At 48.3% G+C, this 16,062-nt stretch carries 11 protein-coding genes; 5 read left to right on the top strand and 6 right to left on the bottom strand.

All coding sequences use genetic code 11. The features are described 5' to 3' along the window. Window positions 1-40: 40 nt before the first annotated feature. Together NX722_RS16995 and NX722_RS16990 are read right to left on the bottom strand one after the other, a co-directional pair. Entirely contained in the window at window positions 41-1,135 is a 1,095-nt protein-coding gene (locus tag NX722_RS16995; RefSeq protein ID WP_262564018.1) for an anhydro-N-acetylmuramic acid kinase, read from the bottom strand. 31 nt (window positions 1,136-1,166) lie between these two features. Beyond that, window positions 1,167-2,639, bottom strand: a complete 1,473-nt coding sequence (locus NX722_RS16990; protein WP_262564017.1) for an OapA family protein — start codon at window positions 2,637-2,639, stop codon at window positions 1,167-1,169. Between the two features lie 288 nt (window positions 2,640-2,927). On the opposite strand from NX722_RS16990, the gene tyrS reads away from it, so the two are divergent. After that, a complete protein-coding gene (gene tyrS / locus NX722_RS16985) occupies window positions 2,928-4,235 on the top strand; it encodes a tyrosine--tRNA ligase (protein WP_262564016.1) in 1,308 nt (435 codons plus the stop codon). Window positions 4,236-4,316: 81 nt separating this feature from the next. Here the strand turns inward: tyrS and amrA are convergent, their stop codons facing one another. Further along, window positions 4,317-4,880 (bottom strand): AmmeMemoRadiSam system protein A, encoded by a 564-nt coding sequence (gene amrA, locus NX722_RS16980; RefSeq protein WP_262564015.1) that lies wholly within the window; start codon window positions 4,878-4,880, stop codon window positions 4,317-4,319. A gap of 23 nt (window positions 4,881-4,903) precedes the next feature. Then, complete coding sequence (amrB, locus tag NX722_RS16975) at window positions 4,904-5,683, bottom strand: AmmeMemoRadiSam system protein B (RefSeq protein ID WP_262564014.1); 780 nt, start codon at window positions 5,681-5,683, stop codon at window positions 4,904-4,906. Between the two features lie 270 nt (window positions 5,684-5,953). Between amrB and amrS the strand changes: the two genes are divergently transcribed. From amrS to NX722_RS16955, 4 genes are all read left to right on the top strand, one after another. Then, window positions 5,954-7,048, top strand: coding sequence for an AmmeMemoRadiSam system radical SAM enzyme (gene amrS, locus NX722_RS16970; RefSeq protein ID WP_262564013.1), 1,095 nt, complete (start codon window positions 5,954-5,956; stop codon window positions 7,046-7,048). Window positions 7,049-7,293: 245 nt separating this feature from the next. After that, on the top strand, window positions 7,294-8,697 hold the full coding sequence (locus tag NX722_RS16965) for an autotransporter outer membrane beta-barrel domain-containing protein (protein WP_262564012.1): 1,404 nt from the start codon (window positions 7,294-7,296) through the stop codon (window positions 8,695-8,697). A 265-nt stretch (window positions 8,698-8,962) separates the two neighbouring features. Next, window positions 8,963-11,197 carry a bifunctional metallophosphatase/5'-nucleotidase gene (locus tag NX722_RS16960; protein ID WP_262564011.1) on the top strand — a complete coding sequence of 745 codons (2,235 nt, stop codon included), beginning with the start codon at window positions 8,963-8,965 and terminating at the stop codon, window positions 11,195-11,197. A gap of 77 nt (window positions 11,198-11,274) precedes the next feature. Next, window positions 11,275-12,399 (top strand): YibE/F family protein, encoded by a 1,125-nt coding sequence (locus tag NX722_RS16955; protein ID WP_262564010.1) that lies wholly within the window; start codon window positions 11,275-11,277, stop codon window positions 12,397-12,399. 75 nt (window positions 12,400-12,474) lie between these two features. Here NX722_RS16955 and NX722_RS16950 read toward each other — a convergent pair whose 3' ends face one another. Both NX722_RS16950 and NX722_RS16945 read right to left on the bottom strand, forming a co-directional pair. Then, entirely contained in the window at window positions 12,475-13,269 is a 795-nt protein-coding gene (locus tag NX722_RS16950) for a hypothetical protein (RefSeq protein WP_262564009.1), read from the bottom strand. 212 nt (window positions 13,270-13,481) lie between these two features. Continuing rightward, a complete protein-coding gene (locus tag NX722_RS16945) occupies window positions 13,482-15,860 on the bottom strand; it encodes a Lon protease family protein (protein ID WP_262564008.1) in 2,379 nt (792 codons plus the stop codon). Between the last annotated feature and the right edge of the window lie 202 nt (window positions 15,861-16,062).

Below are 16,062 nucleotides of genomic sequence, written 5' to 3'. Positions count from 1 at the left end.
TCACGGTGGGGCAGACTGTATATTTGTTTAAAAAAATGTTTCAAGCCGGATAGATGGCACCCAGTATTCTCGGACCAGCAGCACCGGTTACTTCCGGCAGGTTTCCGGGTATGCCTTGAAGCGTCTGTCGGGCAAGCCAGGCAAAAGCAACCGCTTCTACCCAGTCGGGGTGAATGCCCAGGACTTCTGTTGTTGATATGGAATGATCAGGCAACTGTTGTCGTAAACGTTCGCCCAGAGCCTGATTGTGGGCGCCGCCGCCGCACAGGTAAACAGTCTGGGAATCAGGAGCGAAGTGCCTGATGTCGTGGGCAATGGTGTTTGCTGTCAGCTGGCACAATGTGGACTGAACCTGTTCAGGTGAAAGGTGAGTAAACCGCTCAAGTCTGCTAGCCAGCCATTCCATATTAAACAATTCCCGCCCCGTACTTTTTGGCGGCAGCTGGTGAAAAAAGGCTTCTTCGCACAGATGCTCCAGCAGTGGCTGGTCAAAGCTGGCAGAATCAGCCCATTTTCCGTTGTAGTCAAAGGGCTGTCCCGTATGACGCTGACACCACTGATCCATCAGGATATTTCCAGGGCCCGTATCAAACCCCCTGACCGGCTGTTCATCCAGAATGGTCAGGTTAGCCATGCCGCCAATATTGACGATAACACTGCGTTCACCAGGCCGGCGAAAAACTGACTGGTGAAAAGCCGGAACCAACGGTGCGCCCTGGCCGCCTGCCGCAATATCACGGCGACGGAAGTCTGCGACGACCGTTGTATTGGTCAATTCTGCGATCAGGCTGGGGTCGCCAATTTGCAGTGTGTAACCTTTCTCCGGCCTGTGCCTGATGGTTTGACCATGACTGCCTATGGCGGCAATATTTTTCGGCGTCTGCTGGCTGGCTTCAAGAAGGGACTGGACGGCTTCAGCACACTCCCGGGCAAACGCTGGCTCGGCTTCAGCAAGCTTTTCGATTTCGTTATCACCCGGAAGGGTGAGTTCAACCAATGTTTGCTTCAATCGTTCTGGCAGCGGGTGAGAAAGTGCTGCCAGCATCCGGCAGGATAAACCATCAAATTCCACCAGTACCGCATCCACAGCATCAAGGCTGGTGCCGGACATCAAACCTATAAATAATGGTTTCATAATAGGAAAGCCTGTTAAGAGATCTGGAGCATTACTGAGAGGCAAGCATTGTTCCCTTATAAGCCTTCTGATGCTGTTTCAGCTGCGCCAGGATACTGGCCTTGTGTTGTTTAAAACGAGCCATTTCAGTTTTTGGAACGGGTTTGGCGTCAGGTAATTTTACGGTTACAGGGTTTCTGTGTTCTCCATTGACACGGAATTCATAATGAAGATGAGGCCCTGTAGCCCAGCCAGTGGAGCCAACATAACCGATAATGTCACCCTGGTTCACTCTGGAGCCTTTTTTGAAGCGTTTATTCAGCCGACTCTGGTGGGCATAAACGGTGACAATGTTATTGGGATGTTTAATAAATACTACGTTGCCGAAACCGTTCTGCCAGCCTGAAAACTGTATTCTGCCATCGCCCGCTGCTTTTATCGGTGTACCGGTTGGGGCAGCATAGTCAACCCCCCGGTGAGGGCGTTTGATTTTGTAAATAGGGTGCAGACGATTTGGATTGAACCGGGAACTAATGCGGGTGAATTCAACAGGGGTACGCAAGAAGGCTTTTCTCATGCTTTTGCCATCTGGTGTGTAATAACGGCTACTGCCTTTACTGTCGGTGTAACGAATGGCTGTATAGCTTTTGCCTTTATTGACAAAGGTGGCAGAAAGGATGTTGCCATTGCCCAGTTTTTCATCGTCAAGGTAGCGCTCTTCATAGACGACATTAAAGTGGTCGCCTTCACGAATATCCAGGGCAAAGTCGATGTCCCAGCCAAAGATTCCTGCCAGCTCCATGGTGAGCCGGTCTGTCAGTCCTGCTTTCTGGCTGGCAAGAAACAGTGAGTCGTTGATTTTTCCTTCCACATAGGCAGTTCGAACTTGTGGCTTAAATACGATTTTTTCAGCAACATAGCCGTTATCTGTCTTCTGGAACAGGAGATGATTCAGGCGATCCCGGACATAGCGGAACTGGGTTAACTCGTTCTTTGAATTGATTCTGAATTTCAGGGTTTGTCCGGGGCGGATATCTGCGAGTAGTCTTCCATAGTCAGGGGTTTTGCTGATGTCATAGACGACCCTGGCCCCTAAACCCTGCTTGGCAAACAGGCTGGAAAGATTATCGCCGCTTTCGACCACCAGACTTTTCCACCTGCCCAGTGTCGCCAGTTCCCGGGCTTTTCTGTCAGCGTCTTGTTTGGCACGGCGTATAGCCTCTGAGTCAGCTTTGGGTATTCCTGGAAGCATTGGCTGAGCTGGCTGTGTTATCTCAAGCAGCTCTTTTCCGGGTGACTCTTCTTTTAGCGACTCGTTTTTGAGAGAGCCGGGCTTAACCCCATCAATTTTCACTGGGATACGGGTTTTATTGGCTTCAACGTCTGTAGACGGCACTAAACCAATTAATAAGAACACAATAATCATTACACCTGTAACCAGCATCAGGTGTCGTCTGGGGAAGTGGGGCAGGCGACCGTTTTGACGGCGAAGACGGGTTGCACCTGTTAAAACAACCTTTGTCATTTTGATCTCTAACTTTTGATCCGTAACATGAGTGATTTTATTGCAATATAAGTAAATTATAACGTTAAAAGCTACCTGATGGGTTGATATATAGCTAGAAGCGATTTGAAAAAAGGCCAGCGAAGGCTACATTTTCAGTCTTGGTGCTTGTTTTCAGAAGCCCAACGGGTTGTCTTCTGAACCCTTTTTGTATGGAAAAATACTATACGGCTTTGTTCTTGAGCGGTTTTTCATGTATTTTGTGCGATCCAATTTTTTATCAAGACCCGCATGTGCAGGAAACAGTAAATGTCTGAGAATCAAAACCCACTGCTGAAAGATCTGCAGGCCCGCCAGCTCATCGCGCAGACCACTGCCGTCGAGGAACTGGACGCTCATCTGAGCGAACAGCCTCGGATTCTTTATTGTGGCTTTGATCCGACGGCAGACAGTCTGCATCTGGGCCATCTGGTGCCTCTGCTGGTACTGAAGCGCTTTCAGATGGCTGGTCATAAGCCTATTGCCCTTGTAGGCGGTGCAACAGGTTTGATTGGTGATCCAAGTTTCAAGGCTGCCGAACGTCAGCTGAATACGCCAGACGTTGTTGCTGGCTGGGTTGACAAAATCAAAGGTCAGGTCAGTCAGTTTATTGACTTTGATTGTGGTGAAAACTCTGCAATGGTCGTCAATAACCTGGACTGGACCGGTGAGATGACTGCGCTGGACTTCCTGCGTGATATTGGCAAACACTTTTCTGTCAATGCCATGATTAACAAGGAGTCTGTTCAGCAGCGTCTGAACCGTGAAGGGGCTGGTATCTCCTTTACTGAGTTTTCCTACGCTCTGCTGCAGGGAATGGACTTTGCCGAGCTGAACAAGCGTTACGACTGCACTCTGCAGGTAGGCGGCAGTGACCAGTGGGGTAATATCGTTGGCGGTATCGACCTGTCCCGTCGTATGAATCAGGCTCGTACATTTGGTCTGACCGTACCTCTGATTACCAAGTCTGATGGTACCAAGTTTGGTAAGACGGAAGGTGGAGCCGTATGGCTGGATTCTTCTAAAACGTCTCAGTATGCGTTTTACCAGTTCTGGATGAACACTGCGGACGCTGACGTATACCGCTTTATGAGCTTCTTCACCTTCCTGAGTCAGGAAGAGATCGATGGTATCAGAAAGGCTGATGAAGAGCGTGCAGGGCGTCCTGAAGCTCAGCGCATTCTGGCTCGTGAAGTGACTCGCCTGGTACATGGCGAAGAAGGTCTGCAGGCTGCAGGGCGCATAACGGAATCCCTGTTCTCTGGTGATATCTCTAATCTGTCTGAAACCGATCTGGAACAGCTGAAGCAGGATGGCCTGCCAAGTGCAACCATCCAGCTGGACGAGCTGGAAGGTCAGGCGATGACTCAGTTGTTTGCTGAAGTGGGTATGGTGAAATCAGGCAAACAGGTAAAAGATGCTCTGGGCAATAATGCGGTATTCTTTAACGGTAAAGCCCGTGGTGCCGCTGACAACATGAACCTGGCTGAATGCTTTGCGAAAGATAACGCCCTGTTTGGTCGTTTCTTCCTGGTTAAGCTGGGTAAGAAAAACCATTTCCTGTTTGAAGTGGTATAACTTTAGCTCCACCTGAAAACGCCGCTTTTCCCAATGGGCAAAGCGGCGTTTTTGTTTTGGCTCTGGATGTTTTCAAAGGTGCTACTGCTCTTTAAATTTAAGGCATGAATAACGGGAACACTTTATATCATCGGGCCAGAAGTCCAGCGGCATGCCCGCTTTCTGTTTTAAGTGCTGTAAAAACTGTTTCGCAGTAGGAAGCTCTTCCCAGACCTGCGGCAAAAAGGTGGCCAGGTAGTCCGCATTTTCAATCACCAGCCCGTCCTGACCGGGAATAAGCTGTTTCAGCAAGTCGCCCTCAGAGCTGACACTCATTTCTGATAGAGGGCTAAGTATTGATATTTCGACGTCTATCTCGGTGAGTTCTGCCTGGGACACCGGGTGAAACCGCGTATCCCGGAATGCTGCTGCAAAGGCGTTATAGATAATGTCTTCTATAAGCGGGCGTCTGATCTGCAATGATCCAATACAGCCGCGCAGGTCGCCCTGTTTCAGCAGTGTTACAAAGGTTGCCCGGTGTTCATAAAAGGTCGGAGGAAAATTTCCTTCCGACGTTCCCGGAGGCAACCCTTGTCGACAGCTGTCGGCTATGGTTTTTCTGGCAATGCGGAGCAGTTCTTTTTGTTGAGGTAAGCTCAGTTCCATCGCGGTGAATCCCTGAAGTTCCATCACTGAATGGCAAAGGCGCCATAACCCACAACCCGTTTTTTATCACCGGCGGTGTCACCGGAGTTGCGAACATCCAGAGTCTGTACTTCCATCCCCCGCCTCTGGGCTGCTTTCAGCATGCCATTGATGGGGCAGCAGCCGCAAGCCTGACCTCCTGTCAGATCAGTGGTTAAATGTTCTATGGCTTTTACTGTCAGATCATCCCGACGCTGGGCTTCTTCGTAGTCATGGTAATGGCTGAGATCAGAACTGATGACGATCAGGGTGTCTTCCTTACCCCACAGAAAATCAATGACTTCTGCCACCGACAGGGCTGAAGCCTGACCAACCACCAGAGGAACCAGGCTGAAATCTTCAAGGCAGGATTGCAAGAACGGGAGTTGCACTTCAAGGCTGTGTTCCCTGGAGTGGGCCAGGGGAAGCGTCTGCACCTGGCTGAACCGGCTGAGTGCTGTCATGGCAGGCTTGTCCAGATGAATGCTTCCCAGCGGTGTTATGAAATGATCGGCATCGGGTAGTGCCAGACCTTCAAAGGCTACCTGATGCGAAGGCCCCAGCAGCACCACCCGGCGAATGTTGTTACGGAAAGGTTCCAGCAACTGGTATGCACTGGCTGCCACCGGACCGGAATAAATATAACCTGCATGGGGAACAATCAATGCCTTGGGAGAAAGGTCACGCAGCTCAGCTTCATGAAGCATATTCGAAACGACTTTCTGAAGTATGGCTGGGTCATCAGGATAGAAGGTTCCGGCAACGGCAGGTTCGCGAACAGTCATTGAGTCATCCCCCGGAGAAGTAAGCTTTATAATTATAGCCAGCGTTTTTGCATTTCTTTAACAGAATGGGCTGTTTGATTTTCAGTACATGAAAAAAGATTATCCCTGTTTTAAAACAAGGCTCGAGTCATTTTTCAGGAAGTCGGCTAACCGTTGAGCTGGATCAAATGGTGCCAGTATAGTGCTTTTTCAGAATGATGTTTTGACAATAGCGTGCAATGGGAGTATGTACATAATTTGGACACCGTTGAATAAATAGGGAGGGGGACTATGAGTCAGAATACTATCCGGCATCCCCCTGAGTACTGGCCAACTCAGTGGTGGCACTTACTGGACGATAGTCGTATTCAATGTGATGTTTGCCCCCGGGCCTGCAAATTGAGAGAAGGGCAGCAGGGGCTTTGTTTTGTCAGAGCCCGTCATAATGATCAGATTGTATTGACCAGCTATGGCCGTTCCAGTGGCTTTTGTATCGACCCGATTGAAAAAAAACCGTTAAATCATTTCCTGCCTGGAACGCCAGTACTTTCTTTTGGGACTGCCGGCTGCAATCTTGCCTGTAAGTTCTGCCAGAACTGGGATATGAGCAAATCAAGAGAGATGGATACACTGGCTGATCAGGCTATGCCTGAGTCTCTTGCCCAGGCTGCACTACAGTCCGGATGTCGCAGTATGGCATTTACCTATAACGATCCGGTCATTTTTATGGAGTATGCGATAGACGTTGCTCAGGCCGGTCATGAACTGGACATTAAATCGGTGGCGGTCAGTGCCGGGTATATCTGTGAACAGCCCCGCGAACAGTTTTACCGATATATTGATGCGGCGAATATTGACCTGAAAGCTTTCACTGAATCGTTTTATAAAAAAATCTGTGGCGGGTCTCTGCAACCGGTTCTGGAAACACTGGTTTATCTGAAGCAGGAGACCAGTGTCTGGTTTGAGATTACAACGTTGCTGATTCCAGGGGAAAATGATTCGGATAACGAGCTACATGCCATGTCTTCCTGGCTTGTGGATAATCTGGGAACAGGTATTCCGCTTCATTTCACAGCTTTTCACCCTGACTGGAAAATGATGGATCACGCCCACACACCGGGCAGCACACTCTCCCGAGCCAGAGACATTGCCCTGTCCTATGGGTTGAAATACGTCTATACCGGTAATGTCCATGACCGTGAGGGCGGTAGTACCTGGTGCCATCAGTGCGGAACCCTGCTGATTGAGCGCGACTGGTATGAACTGGGAGCCTGGCATATTCACCAGGGTGCCTGCCAGCAGTGCGGAACACCTGTTGCCGGTGTGTTTGAACAGGCTCCCGGTAACTGGGGACGAAAACGCATTCCCATTATAATGAAGACTTAGAATATGTCGCTGTTAGCTGTTAGCTATTGGTTAATACTTGATGGTTGTATGGATCGCCAAAAGCCAAAAGCCCGGACATTTCTTATTGCTACCATTCTTAAATTCTGACTATCGGAATGAGAAACCTTCGGCTACTTTTTCTCAAATTAGTTTTTCTTCAACTACCTTTGCATGGGGTGTAGCAGTTGCTTTGCAGATGGCTGTTCACCAATGCTGTTCACAAATAAAAGTATTCGGGAGTTGTCGTGAAATCCAGAGCGTTATTTTCTTTGCCTGTGAAATTAACAGTCCTTGGAGGACTATCAGGATTTATTCAACCGGCATTGCTTGCTGATGAACCTGAAGTCAACTTTGATCAACAGAATAAAACCGCCCGCTTTAAATACACTGAAACCCGCACCGATGTTTTAGATTTAAAAATCGATACCTCAAAAGTCTGGAAAGCGCCTGAGCAGGATGTGTATTACTTTAAGGCTATCGATGTTAATGGTGATATAGCGAGTGGGCGTTTTCTTCCTATTGAAAAAATTCCTCCATCTCAACTGGTCAGTACCAGAAAGGTCAGTGCTGTTTTATCGCAGCCTGCCATCGCTGACCGGATGATGCACGAAGCTTCACTGCATGCTTATGACAGCTTTACCCGTCTGACCAGCAGCATCCTGCGTGGCAGGATACCTGGGGCAGCCCTGTCCGGAAACCCTGACGTCGGGCTTTACGATCACCCTTCCTCCCATTGGCTGGCGCAGCAGGAGCCTGATGCTGATAACGCTGTGGACTACCTTGGGCAGGAAGACGCCGCTGCTGATCACGATACGTTTTACACCTATTCACAGGCGGTCAAGGAGGGGACAAAGGCTTTTATTTATGGAGAATGGTTCGGGCTGATGCAGGTCTATGGTCATTTTCTGGATCAGAAGAAAGTTAAAGATATGGCTGGGTTTAAATCAAATGGCTATGGGGTGCAAATGTCGCTGCTCCGCCCGGTTGGCAACGAATGGTTGATAGGTGTTTATGGTGCCTGGCAAAAACTCACGGCTGACCTGAAAGATTTTAATGGTGAGGTTGAATCGGGAACCTGGCGTCTTGGTCCCGCCATCGCCTGGCGGCATGGTTTCCTGCATGCTGAAGGGCTGGTGACGTATAACTGGAATGCGATTGACAGTAAAGCTCACAGCTACAAGGCGGATTATAAAAGCAAACAATGGGATATTTATGCCCGTGGCGGCTATGACTTTGATTTAAATTACATGTCGACGGGGCTGACGCTCACGCCTGAAGTGCAGCTGATGTACGTCAATCAGCAACGTGATGATTTCAACTGGTTTACCCAGATGGTGAAAAAAGGCAAGAGCAGTGGCTGGGTGTCACGACTGGGGGCGGTGCTTACTTATGAGCGGATGCAATTCAGTCAACCGTTTGAGCTTAAACTCTCTTTGGGCTGGCAGCATTCCGATTTGAAAACCGATGATCTGGAGGTAGAGGGAAAGAAGAAAAAATACGATTATTATGACCAGAACGGTGCTTACTATTCAGTTGGGCTCGATACTTTTCTTAATGAACGGTTAAATATGAGTCTGGGCTATGGCGGCGTCTGGATGAAAGAATCGTTGTCCCATCATATTCTTGCCGGGCTGGAATTTCGTTTTTGATGACAGGTGCTGAGTATCAGGGGGGATTCTTTATATCGCCCTTGTGCTTAAGTTATTTGTTGACTGTGTAGCCACTTGCCGAAGATGAATTATAGTGTCGGTACAGTGGAATGGTATTTTTACGTAATTTTGTCGGGAAGTATGTCGATTAGTTTGCATACTTTTCATGAGTTAAAAACCTTAGCCTTTCTTTTTATGAATTTGATGACCTGATTGTTGTTTTTGGTCACTTCTGTTTATGGAAGATAAGTTAAGGTTGTTCTGAATGAAACCGTTTAAGATTGCCGCGTTATCTGCTGCAGTGATGATGTCACTGGCTGGCTGTAATTCTGCTGATAAGTCAGCTGAGGATCAGGATCATCCACCTTTAGCTGAGTGTAAAACCCTTTACAATGCGCCTGAAATTATTGTTAAAGGTAATAATCAGAAACTGACCGCCCAAACCATTACCATTGGTGCCACGGGCGATATGCATGGTCGTATCCGGGCTTATGACTATGCACTGGATCGTGAAGTCAGCAGTGCCGGTTTATCCAAAATTGCTACCCTGCTGAAAGAAGAGCGTGCTAACAACCCTGATATGATCATGATCGATCTGGGTGATTCGGTTCAGGGTAACTCTGCTGAACTGTTCAACGATATGCCAATCCACCCGGTGGTTGAGACCATGAATTTGATGGAATACGACCTGTGGGTGCCGGGCAATCACGAATTTGACTTTGAGCGAAGCTTTCTGGACCGTAACCTGTCAGGTTTTAAAGGCTCTGTGATTTCTTCCAACATTGTCTGGGATCAGAACTCAGACGCGTGCTCAGCCAATAATGAAAATGTCCCTTTCCTGCCCGGATTCCAGATTTTTGATGTCAATGGTGCCAGGGTGGCGTTTGTCGGTGTAACTCCGGCGATGGTGCCAAACTGGCAGGCGTCTAACCCGGATAACTTCCGTAACCTGGCATTCAAGGCTGAAGTGGAGTCCATTCGCAACGCCATTGATGAAGCCGAAAAGAAGTACCAGCCTGATGTCGTCATTGCTGCACTGCACCTGGGCCGACTGGAAGCGGGTACAGGGACTTATGAGGTCGCGTCTGAACTGGCTGATAAAATTGATGTGATCTTCATGGGTCATGAGCATGCACAGTTTATCGAGCAGATGGAGTTTGGCGGTCCGGTTGAAGGGCCGATGAAGGACATTACTGCCGAAAACGCACCCTCAAAAGTTGAAGATAAGGCAAAATCCGGTGTTTACAATGACGCTAACCGTCACACCAAAGTAAAAGTCATTGAGCCTGGTAAATGGGGCTGGGCGTTGGCGAAGGCTGAGATTAAGCTGGAAAAAAACGACGACGGACGTTGGAAGATTGTCGATACAACCCTCTCAAACCTTGGCGTTAATGAAGTGAATGAGGATGCAGGCGTTCAGGAACAAGCTCGCAAGGTTCACGAGAAATCCGTTGAGGATGCGAGACAGAAGATCGGTAATGTCGAGGGTAACTTTACCAACTCTTCAACCGGCTATGCTGATGAAGCAACGGGCGAAAACTATTACGTGACCGATAAAGACGGCGCTCGTCTCTATACTACGATTCACCACGGCAAGGTAGCTGACATGCCTCTGGTTGACCTGGTCAACAAGGTGCAGATCCAGAAGGTGGAAGAAGCATTCAGCCATAACGCCGATATTAAGTACACTCAGGTTGATGTCTCTGCTGCTGCCCTGTTTGCCGACACGTCCAATCTGCTTGATGGTCAGGTTTATCGCAAGAAAGACAGCTCGAATCTGTATATGTACGACAATATGCTGGTGGCTGTGAAAATTCAGGGTAAAAACCTGAAAGATTATATGGAGTGGTCATATAGCTATCTGAATGCATGGAAAGAAGGGGATATCACTGTCTCATTCAATCCTGACGTCCGGCCTTATAACTATGATCAGTTTGATGGCACTATTCAGTACGAAGTTGACCTGTCCAAAGCACCTCGTAAGGAAGGTCATGATGGACAACGGGTCATTATTCGTGAAATTGCGGGTAAGCCCTTTGATGCCGATGCCACTTACGTTCTGGCTATGAATGATTACCGTTATGGCTCGACCATGCTGCCTAATGGCTGGATCACCAAAGAGGACAAAATCTGGGATTCTTCCAACGAAAAAACCTACGCTGTGCGAGACATGCTGACTGATCTGGTGAAGGAGCAGGGCGGTCTGAAGCGTGATGACTTTGTAAACCAGAACTGGTTTATTACCCAGTACGGCAAAGCTGACGACAAGGGCGTGGTGGCTGATGAAAACAAGGGTGATATCCTGACTTTGCGTGAAGGCAAGGGGAAAGCGCTGTGGGAAAGACTGCAGAACAAGGAAATCTGTGTGATGGTAGAAGGTGAGCGTAATCCGTCCATCGCTGTTTCGGTAAACATCCACGACAAGAACAGCTGGAAAGAAAACCCGAATTTCCGTGAAGGCGCTACGGATGAAGAGCTGAACGAAGGCTGCTCTCTCTAAACATCGAATGAGCTATTTAAGCTTTTGACAAAACAGGGTGCATGATTCAATGCACCCTGTTTTTTTAGGTAATTTCCATGCTTAAACGACTTCTTTTTCCTTTCACCGTTTTTCTGGTGGCAACCGCCATTCTTTATTACTCCCCGCTGGTAAGCGACAGTTTTCGTCCAAAACCCTACAATCCCCAGCAGCTGGTTCGGGCAGAAGTAGTTGAAGTTCTGACGGACGACGTTCGGGCGGACTTCGCTGTTCCCAGCATTGTTATAGGTCGCCAGCGACTTCTGGTGAAAATTCTTGAAGGTGATCAGGCGGGTGAAGAACATGAGGTGATGAACAACATTAGTCGTCTGCATAACGTCTATCTTCAGCCGGGGGATGAATTTATATTACTGATTCGCCAGCGGGGTGATGCCAAAATTTACTGGCCGTTCAACCATGACCGGGCAGGTGCCGTGTACTGGATGCTGGGCCTGATGGTGGCACTGATTCTGATTATGGGAAAAATGCAGGGACTGAACTCTATTGTTTCCCTGTACTTTACCGGCTCTCTGTTGATCGGTGTTTTAATTCCCGGTTTGTTTGCCGGGCTGAACCCTGTATTACTGACCATTGTCCTGATGGCTGTAAAAATAGTGGTCAACTTTCTGTTGGTGGCGGGCTATAACCGCAAATCGCTGGTGGCGATGCTGGGAACCCTGGGCGGTGTGATTGTTGCCGGAGTTATAGCACAGTTTTTCGGTGAGATGGCACAGCTGAATGGTTTGTATCTGGATAAAGGTGAAGACCTGATTTATCTGGGCAGTAACAACCAGCTTCAGGTTCGCTGGCTTTTGTTTGTTGCCATTATGGTCTCTGCCCTTGGGGCTGTTATGGATGTGGCTATTTCCATGGTCTCTTCTTACCATGAGTTGCGGGAAGTCAGTCCGGAACAGCCAGAAAGTGAACGACTGATTGCAACCATTAATATTGGTCGTGACATTATGGGGACAATGACCAATACACTGATTCTGGCATTTGTCGGAAGCTCTCTGACCACCATTATGATGGTTTGGGGATTCCAGATGCCCGTTATTCAGTTTATGAATATTCCGGCCATCTCTCTTGCCATGATTCATGGTCTGGCCGGGAGTATTGGATTGATTATGACGATTCCGATTACGTTACTGTTTGCCAGTGTTGTCTATAACCGTGGGAAGAATTAACGACTCTTAAAGGGCTATAGTACAGGAGCTATGCCGCAGGCAAAGCTCCTGTCTTTTCCTGTCTGGCTTTACCCATCAGTGCAACGGACCAAATCCATAAACATTCTTCCCTTTACGGACAACACTTGATTGTTCTTTAGCTCCTTTCTGACCGGGGAAGACTGTTGATGAAGAGGAACCGTAATTTATGTCTGGTTTCGTGTCAGAACCACTAAGGGATCTTCCTTGCCCCCAGTTCCAGTTAAGCTGTCCCTGATCTATCGCTGGAGTAGTGGCAAGTCTGTGAATTTTATCAAAGGCTTGATCTGCATGATCCGGGAAAATAAAACAAGCCGCCAGAGCCAGCCAGCCAATATAAGCATGTTGTGGAAGCAGGTGATTGATCAGCGCAAGTGAGACAAACCCCACAATGTATCCTCGTCTCATAGCAAGACGGCTGCCCGGGTTGGTATCATAATGTTTCAGCTCGCGAGTAAATACCCGAATGCTGGAGTCATTACCGTGTTGAATGGTGTTGTTGGCAATAAGATGTTGAAACCTGGGGTAATGGTCAGTAAGGGCTGCCGCGTTAATGTTCCAGCACTCTTTAATATTGGAAGGCATCGTGTCGGGAAGTTTCAGAAGCAATTCATGACGCTCACTTTCAGGCATTTTGGTGGCTAGTTTCAAATCACCCTGAAAATCAAAAATCGACGGCCACTTCGCAATTTCATAAGAATCTGTAATGAGGTGTACTTTACTGCTGTCATCTGAAATGCACAGAGACACCTCTGAGGTGTGAGCGAGGGTTATTACAGGTAGCGCGAGTAAGAAGAATAAATATGCCCTAAGTAATTTATAATACGCTGAATTCATAGTTTCCTTATCCATTCATTTCAATTTTTTAAGTTGGTTTTACAGCAGTCAGAATTCATTGAGAGCTGACGCTGACTGAATGACTAGATAGGTATCTTAGGCAATAAATGGATGAGTGGAGTGTTTTTTTAAATCCGGTCCGTGGTGATAAATTTTGCACTCACTAAATCGATGCAAAGAGGTACTTAACGTCTCTTTCACAAGTCGTTAAGTACCGCAGAAATTCGTCAGTTACCTTCTTTAGAAAGTTCTGAAATTTCTTTCAGACGGTTTACCACTTTGAAATTCAAAGACCCTTTGGTGTATTCACCTTTGCTATTCAGGCTTCCTGGCTTGCAGCCGGTCAGTAGCTCCAGGGCTTCTTCAGCATGGTTGACGGCATAAACACTGAATTGTTTTGCCCGCACAGCATCGACCACTTTTTGATGCAGCATCAGGTTACGGACGTTGGCTGCCGGGATGATAACCCCCTGGTCACCTGTCAGTCCGCGGGCAGCACAGAGATCAAAGAAACCTTCAATCTTCTCGTTCGCGCCACCAATAGCCTGTACCTCGCCGTACTGGTTCATGGAGCCGGTCACGGCAAAGCTCTGTTTAATGGGCGTGTCAGTCAGAGCGGAAATCAGACAGCACAGCTCTGCCAGCGAAGCGCTGTCGCCATCGATATAACCATAAGATTGCTCCATCGCCAGACTGGCAGAAATGGCCAGAGGGAATTTCTGTGCGTACTTGTTACCCAGGTAGCCAGAGATAATCATAACCCCCTTGGAGTGAATGGCCTGACCCAACTGAACTTCCCGTTCAATGTCTACGACACCCTGAGAGCCCGGGTAAACGGCAGCCGTGATTCGAGCCGGCGAGCCAAAGCTGGTGTCGCCAATGGAGAGTACGGTAAGACCGTTGATCTTTCCGACTTTCTCCCCTTCTGAATCGATCAGAATACTGCCTTCCAGCATTTCGTCCAGAATCTGCTTGCTGACCCTGCCGGTACGTTCAGCCTTGGCAGCAATAGCACGATCAACGTGTTCGTGATTGATTTTGCGACCCCGTCCCATACGACGAATAAAATCGGATTCTGCCAGCAGGTCAAACAGGTCACCGATTTTGGCTGACATCTCGCGCTGATGCTCAGCCATACGGGAACTCTGTTCAACCATGCGAGACACTGCGGAAGCAGTCAGGGGGGGATAACCTTCATCGTCGGCGCGGTTTTTTAACAGCTGGGAGAACGCCTGAACAGAGTCCTGATCGCGGACAATACGGTCGTCGAAGTCGACCAGAACCCTGAACATTTCATGGAAATCAGGGTCGAGCTGCTGCAGAACATAATAAATGTCCCTTGAGCCGACCAGAATGATTTTAACATTCAGGGGGATGACTTCCGGATTCAGGGTAATGGTATTCAGCATTCCCAGTTCGGCATAGGGTGACTCGATTTTCAGCTGTTGTTCTTTGAGCGCCCGTTTCAGGGCTTCCCAGACAAAAGGTTCTTCCAGCAGTTTGTTGGCATCCAGCAACAGGTAGCCGCCATTAGCCTGATGCAGTGACCCCGGGCAAATCTGACGGTAGTTGGTGACCAGAGCGCCCATTTCGCTGGCGTATTCAATGCGACCAAACAGGTTTTTATAGCTTGGGTGCGATTCGTAAATAACCGGGGCTGCACCGTTTTCTTCCTGTGCCACCACAAGGTTTGGAGCATACAGCTCGATCAGCGCCGCCCGTTTGGTAGAGTCTTCTTTGGATTCCATTGCCCTGTCGTCTGCCAGCAGGTCAATAATGGAACGGTGAAGATGCTGTTTCACGGCCTCAAAGTATTCCAGAACGTTTTTCTGGTTGTTGTACTCTTTGCGCAGTGGTTTCAACAGCGGTTCCAGCGCCTGGTCAATGGTGTTCTGGTTCAGCTTCTGCAGTTTTTCGTTCGACTCCCGCTTCCATTGTGGTAACTCGACCAATGACTCATTGAGCATGGTTTCCAGCTCACCGATGTCGTTGTTAAATTTGGTGCGCTTTTTATCCGGCAGCTGGGCGAATTCTGTTTCGTCCATGGCTTTGCCTTTCTGCATCGGGGTAAAACTGAGGGAGCCCTGTTCTCTGTAGAGGGCAATATCAAGTTTCAGAGCTTCCTGCTCAATTACATCGATAGTCTGGTCGTAGCGTCTGTTAAACTCTCTCTCGATCAGACTTTTCCGCTGCTGATAGGTAGGGTTCTCAAAGGCTGCCGGGAATGTCAGCAGAAGGCTGTCGACGAACTCGTCAAAATCTTTTTGCAGTTTGTTGCCATGACCTGCCGGTAGTTGCAGGGCTTTGGGTTCGCGGGTGTTATCAAAATTATTAATGTAAGCCCAGTCGTCGGGTGGACTCTGACGCTTGGCTTCAGTTTCCAGGTATTTACGCAAATAGGACATTCGTCCTGTACCTGATTCGCCCATAACATAAATGTTATAGCCGGTTCGATGCATGGCAACCCCGAACTGGATAGCGCTGGTAGCACGCTCTTGTCCCAGAATGCCAACATAGTTCTCTAACTCGTCGGTTGATTTAAAGCCGAGCTCCTTGACTGGCTGTTTTGCAATAAGTTGATTGGTTGATAATTTGAGTTTTTTCACTAAAGCCTGCCACTTACCTTTCTATGATTCCAAATAATGACGAACACCTTTGTGGGAAAAACGTCCACATTGCAGGCGTTGCACGAGTTACCAGTCGACTCGTCCAATATCATGTGTGAATAGGATAATGCTTTTTAACGATAGATGTTACGGCTCGCCGAAAAAAACTACCGACTTTTGCAGTAGATACCGATAAAGTAAT

This window comes from Endozoicomonas gorgoniicola, assembly GCF_025562715.2.
Taxonomy (GTDB): Bacteria; Pseudomonadota; Gammaproteobacteria; order Pseudomonadales; family Endozoicomonadaceae; genus Endozoicomonas_A; species Endozoicomonas_A gorgoniicola.
Note: the sequence above shows the minus strand (reverse complement) of the source record. Positions and strands in the feature narration are given on the sequence as shown.

Excerpts from the sequence above, each read along its gene's own strand:
- NX722_RS16995 (WP_262564018.1), bottom strand. The coding sequence starts at position 1,135 with ATGAAACCATTATTTATAGGTTTGATGTCCGGCACCAGCCTTGATGCT.
- NX722_RS16990 (WP_262564017.1), bottom strand. The coding sequence starts at position 2,639 with ATGACAAAGGTTGTTTTAACAGGTGCAACCCGTCTTCGCCGTCAAAAC.
- tyrS (WP_262564016.1), top strand. The coding sequence starts at position 2,928 with ATGTCTGAGAATCAAAACCCACTGCTGAAAGATCTGCAGGCCCGCCAG.
- amrA (WP_262564015.1), bottom strand. The coding sequence starts at position 4,880 with ATGGAACTGAGCTTACCTCAACAAAAAGAACTGCTCCGCATTGCCAGA.
- amrB (WP_262564014.1), bottom strand. The coding sequence starts at position 5,683 with ATGACTGTTCGCGAACCTGCCGTTGCCGGAACCTTCTATCCTGATGAC.
- amrS (WP_262564013.1), top strand. The coding sequence starts at position 5,954 with ATGAGTCAGAATACTATCCGGCATCCCCCTGAGTACTGGCCAACTCAG.
- NX722_RS16960 (WP_262564011.1), top strand. The coding sequence starts at position 8,963 with ATGAAACCGTTTAAGATTGCCGCGTTATCTGCTGCAGTGATGATGTCA.
- NX722_RS16955 (WP_262564010.1), top strand. The coding sequence starts at position 11,275 with ATGCTTAAACGACTTCTTTTTCCTTTCACCGTTTTTCTGGTGGCAACC.
- NX722_RS16950 (WP_262564009.1), bottom strand. The coding sequence starts at position 13,269 with ATGGATAAGGAAACTATGAATTCAGCGTATTATAAATTACTTAGGGCA.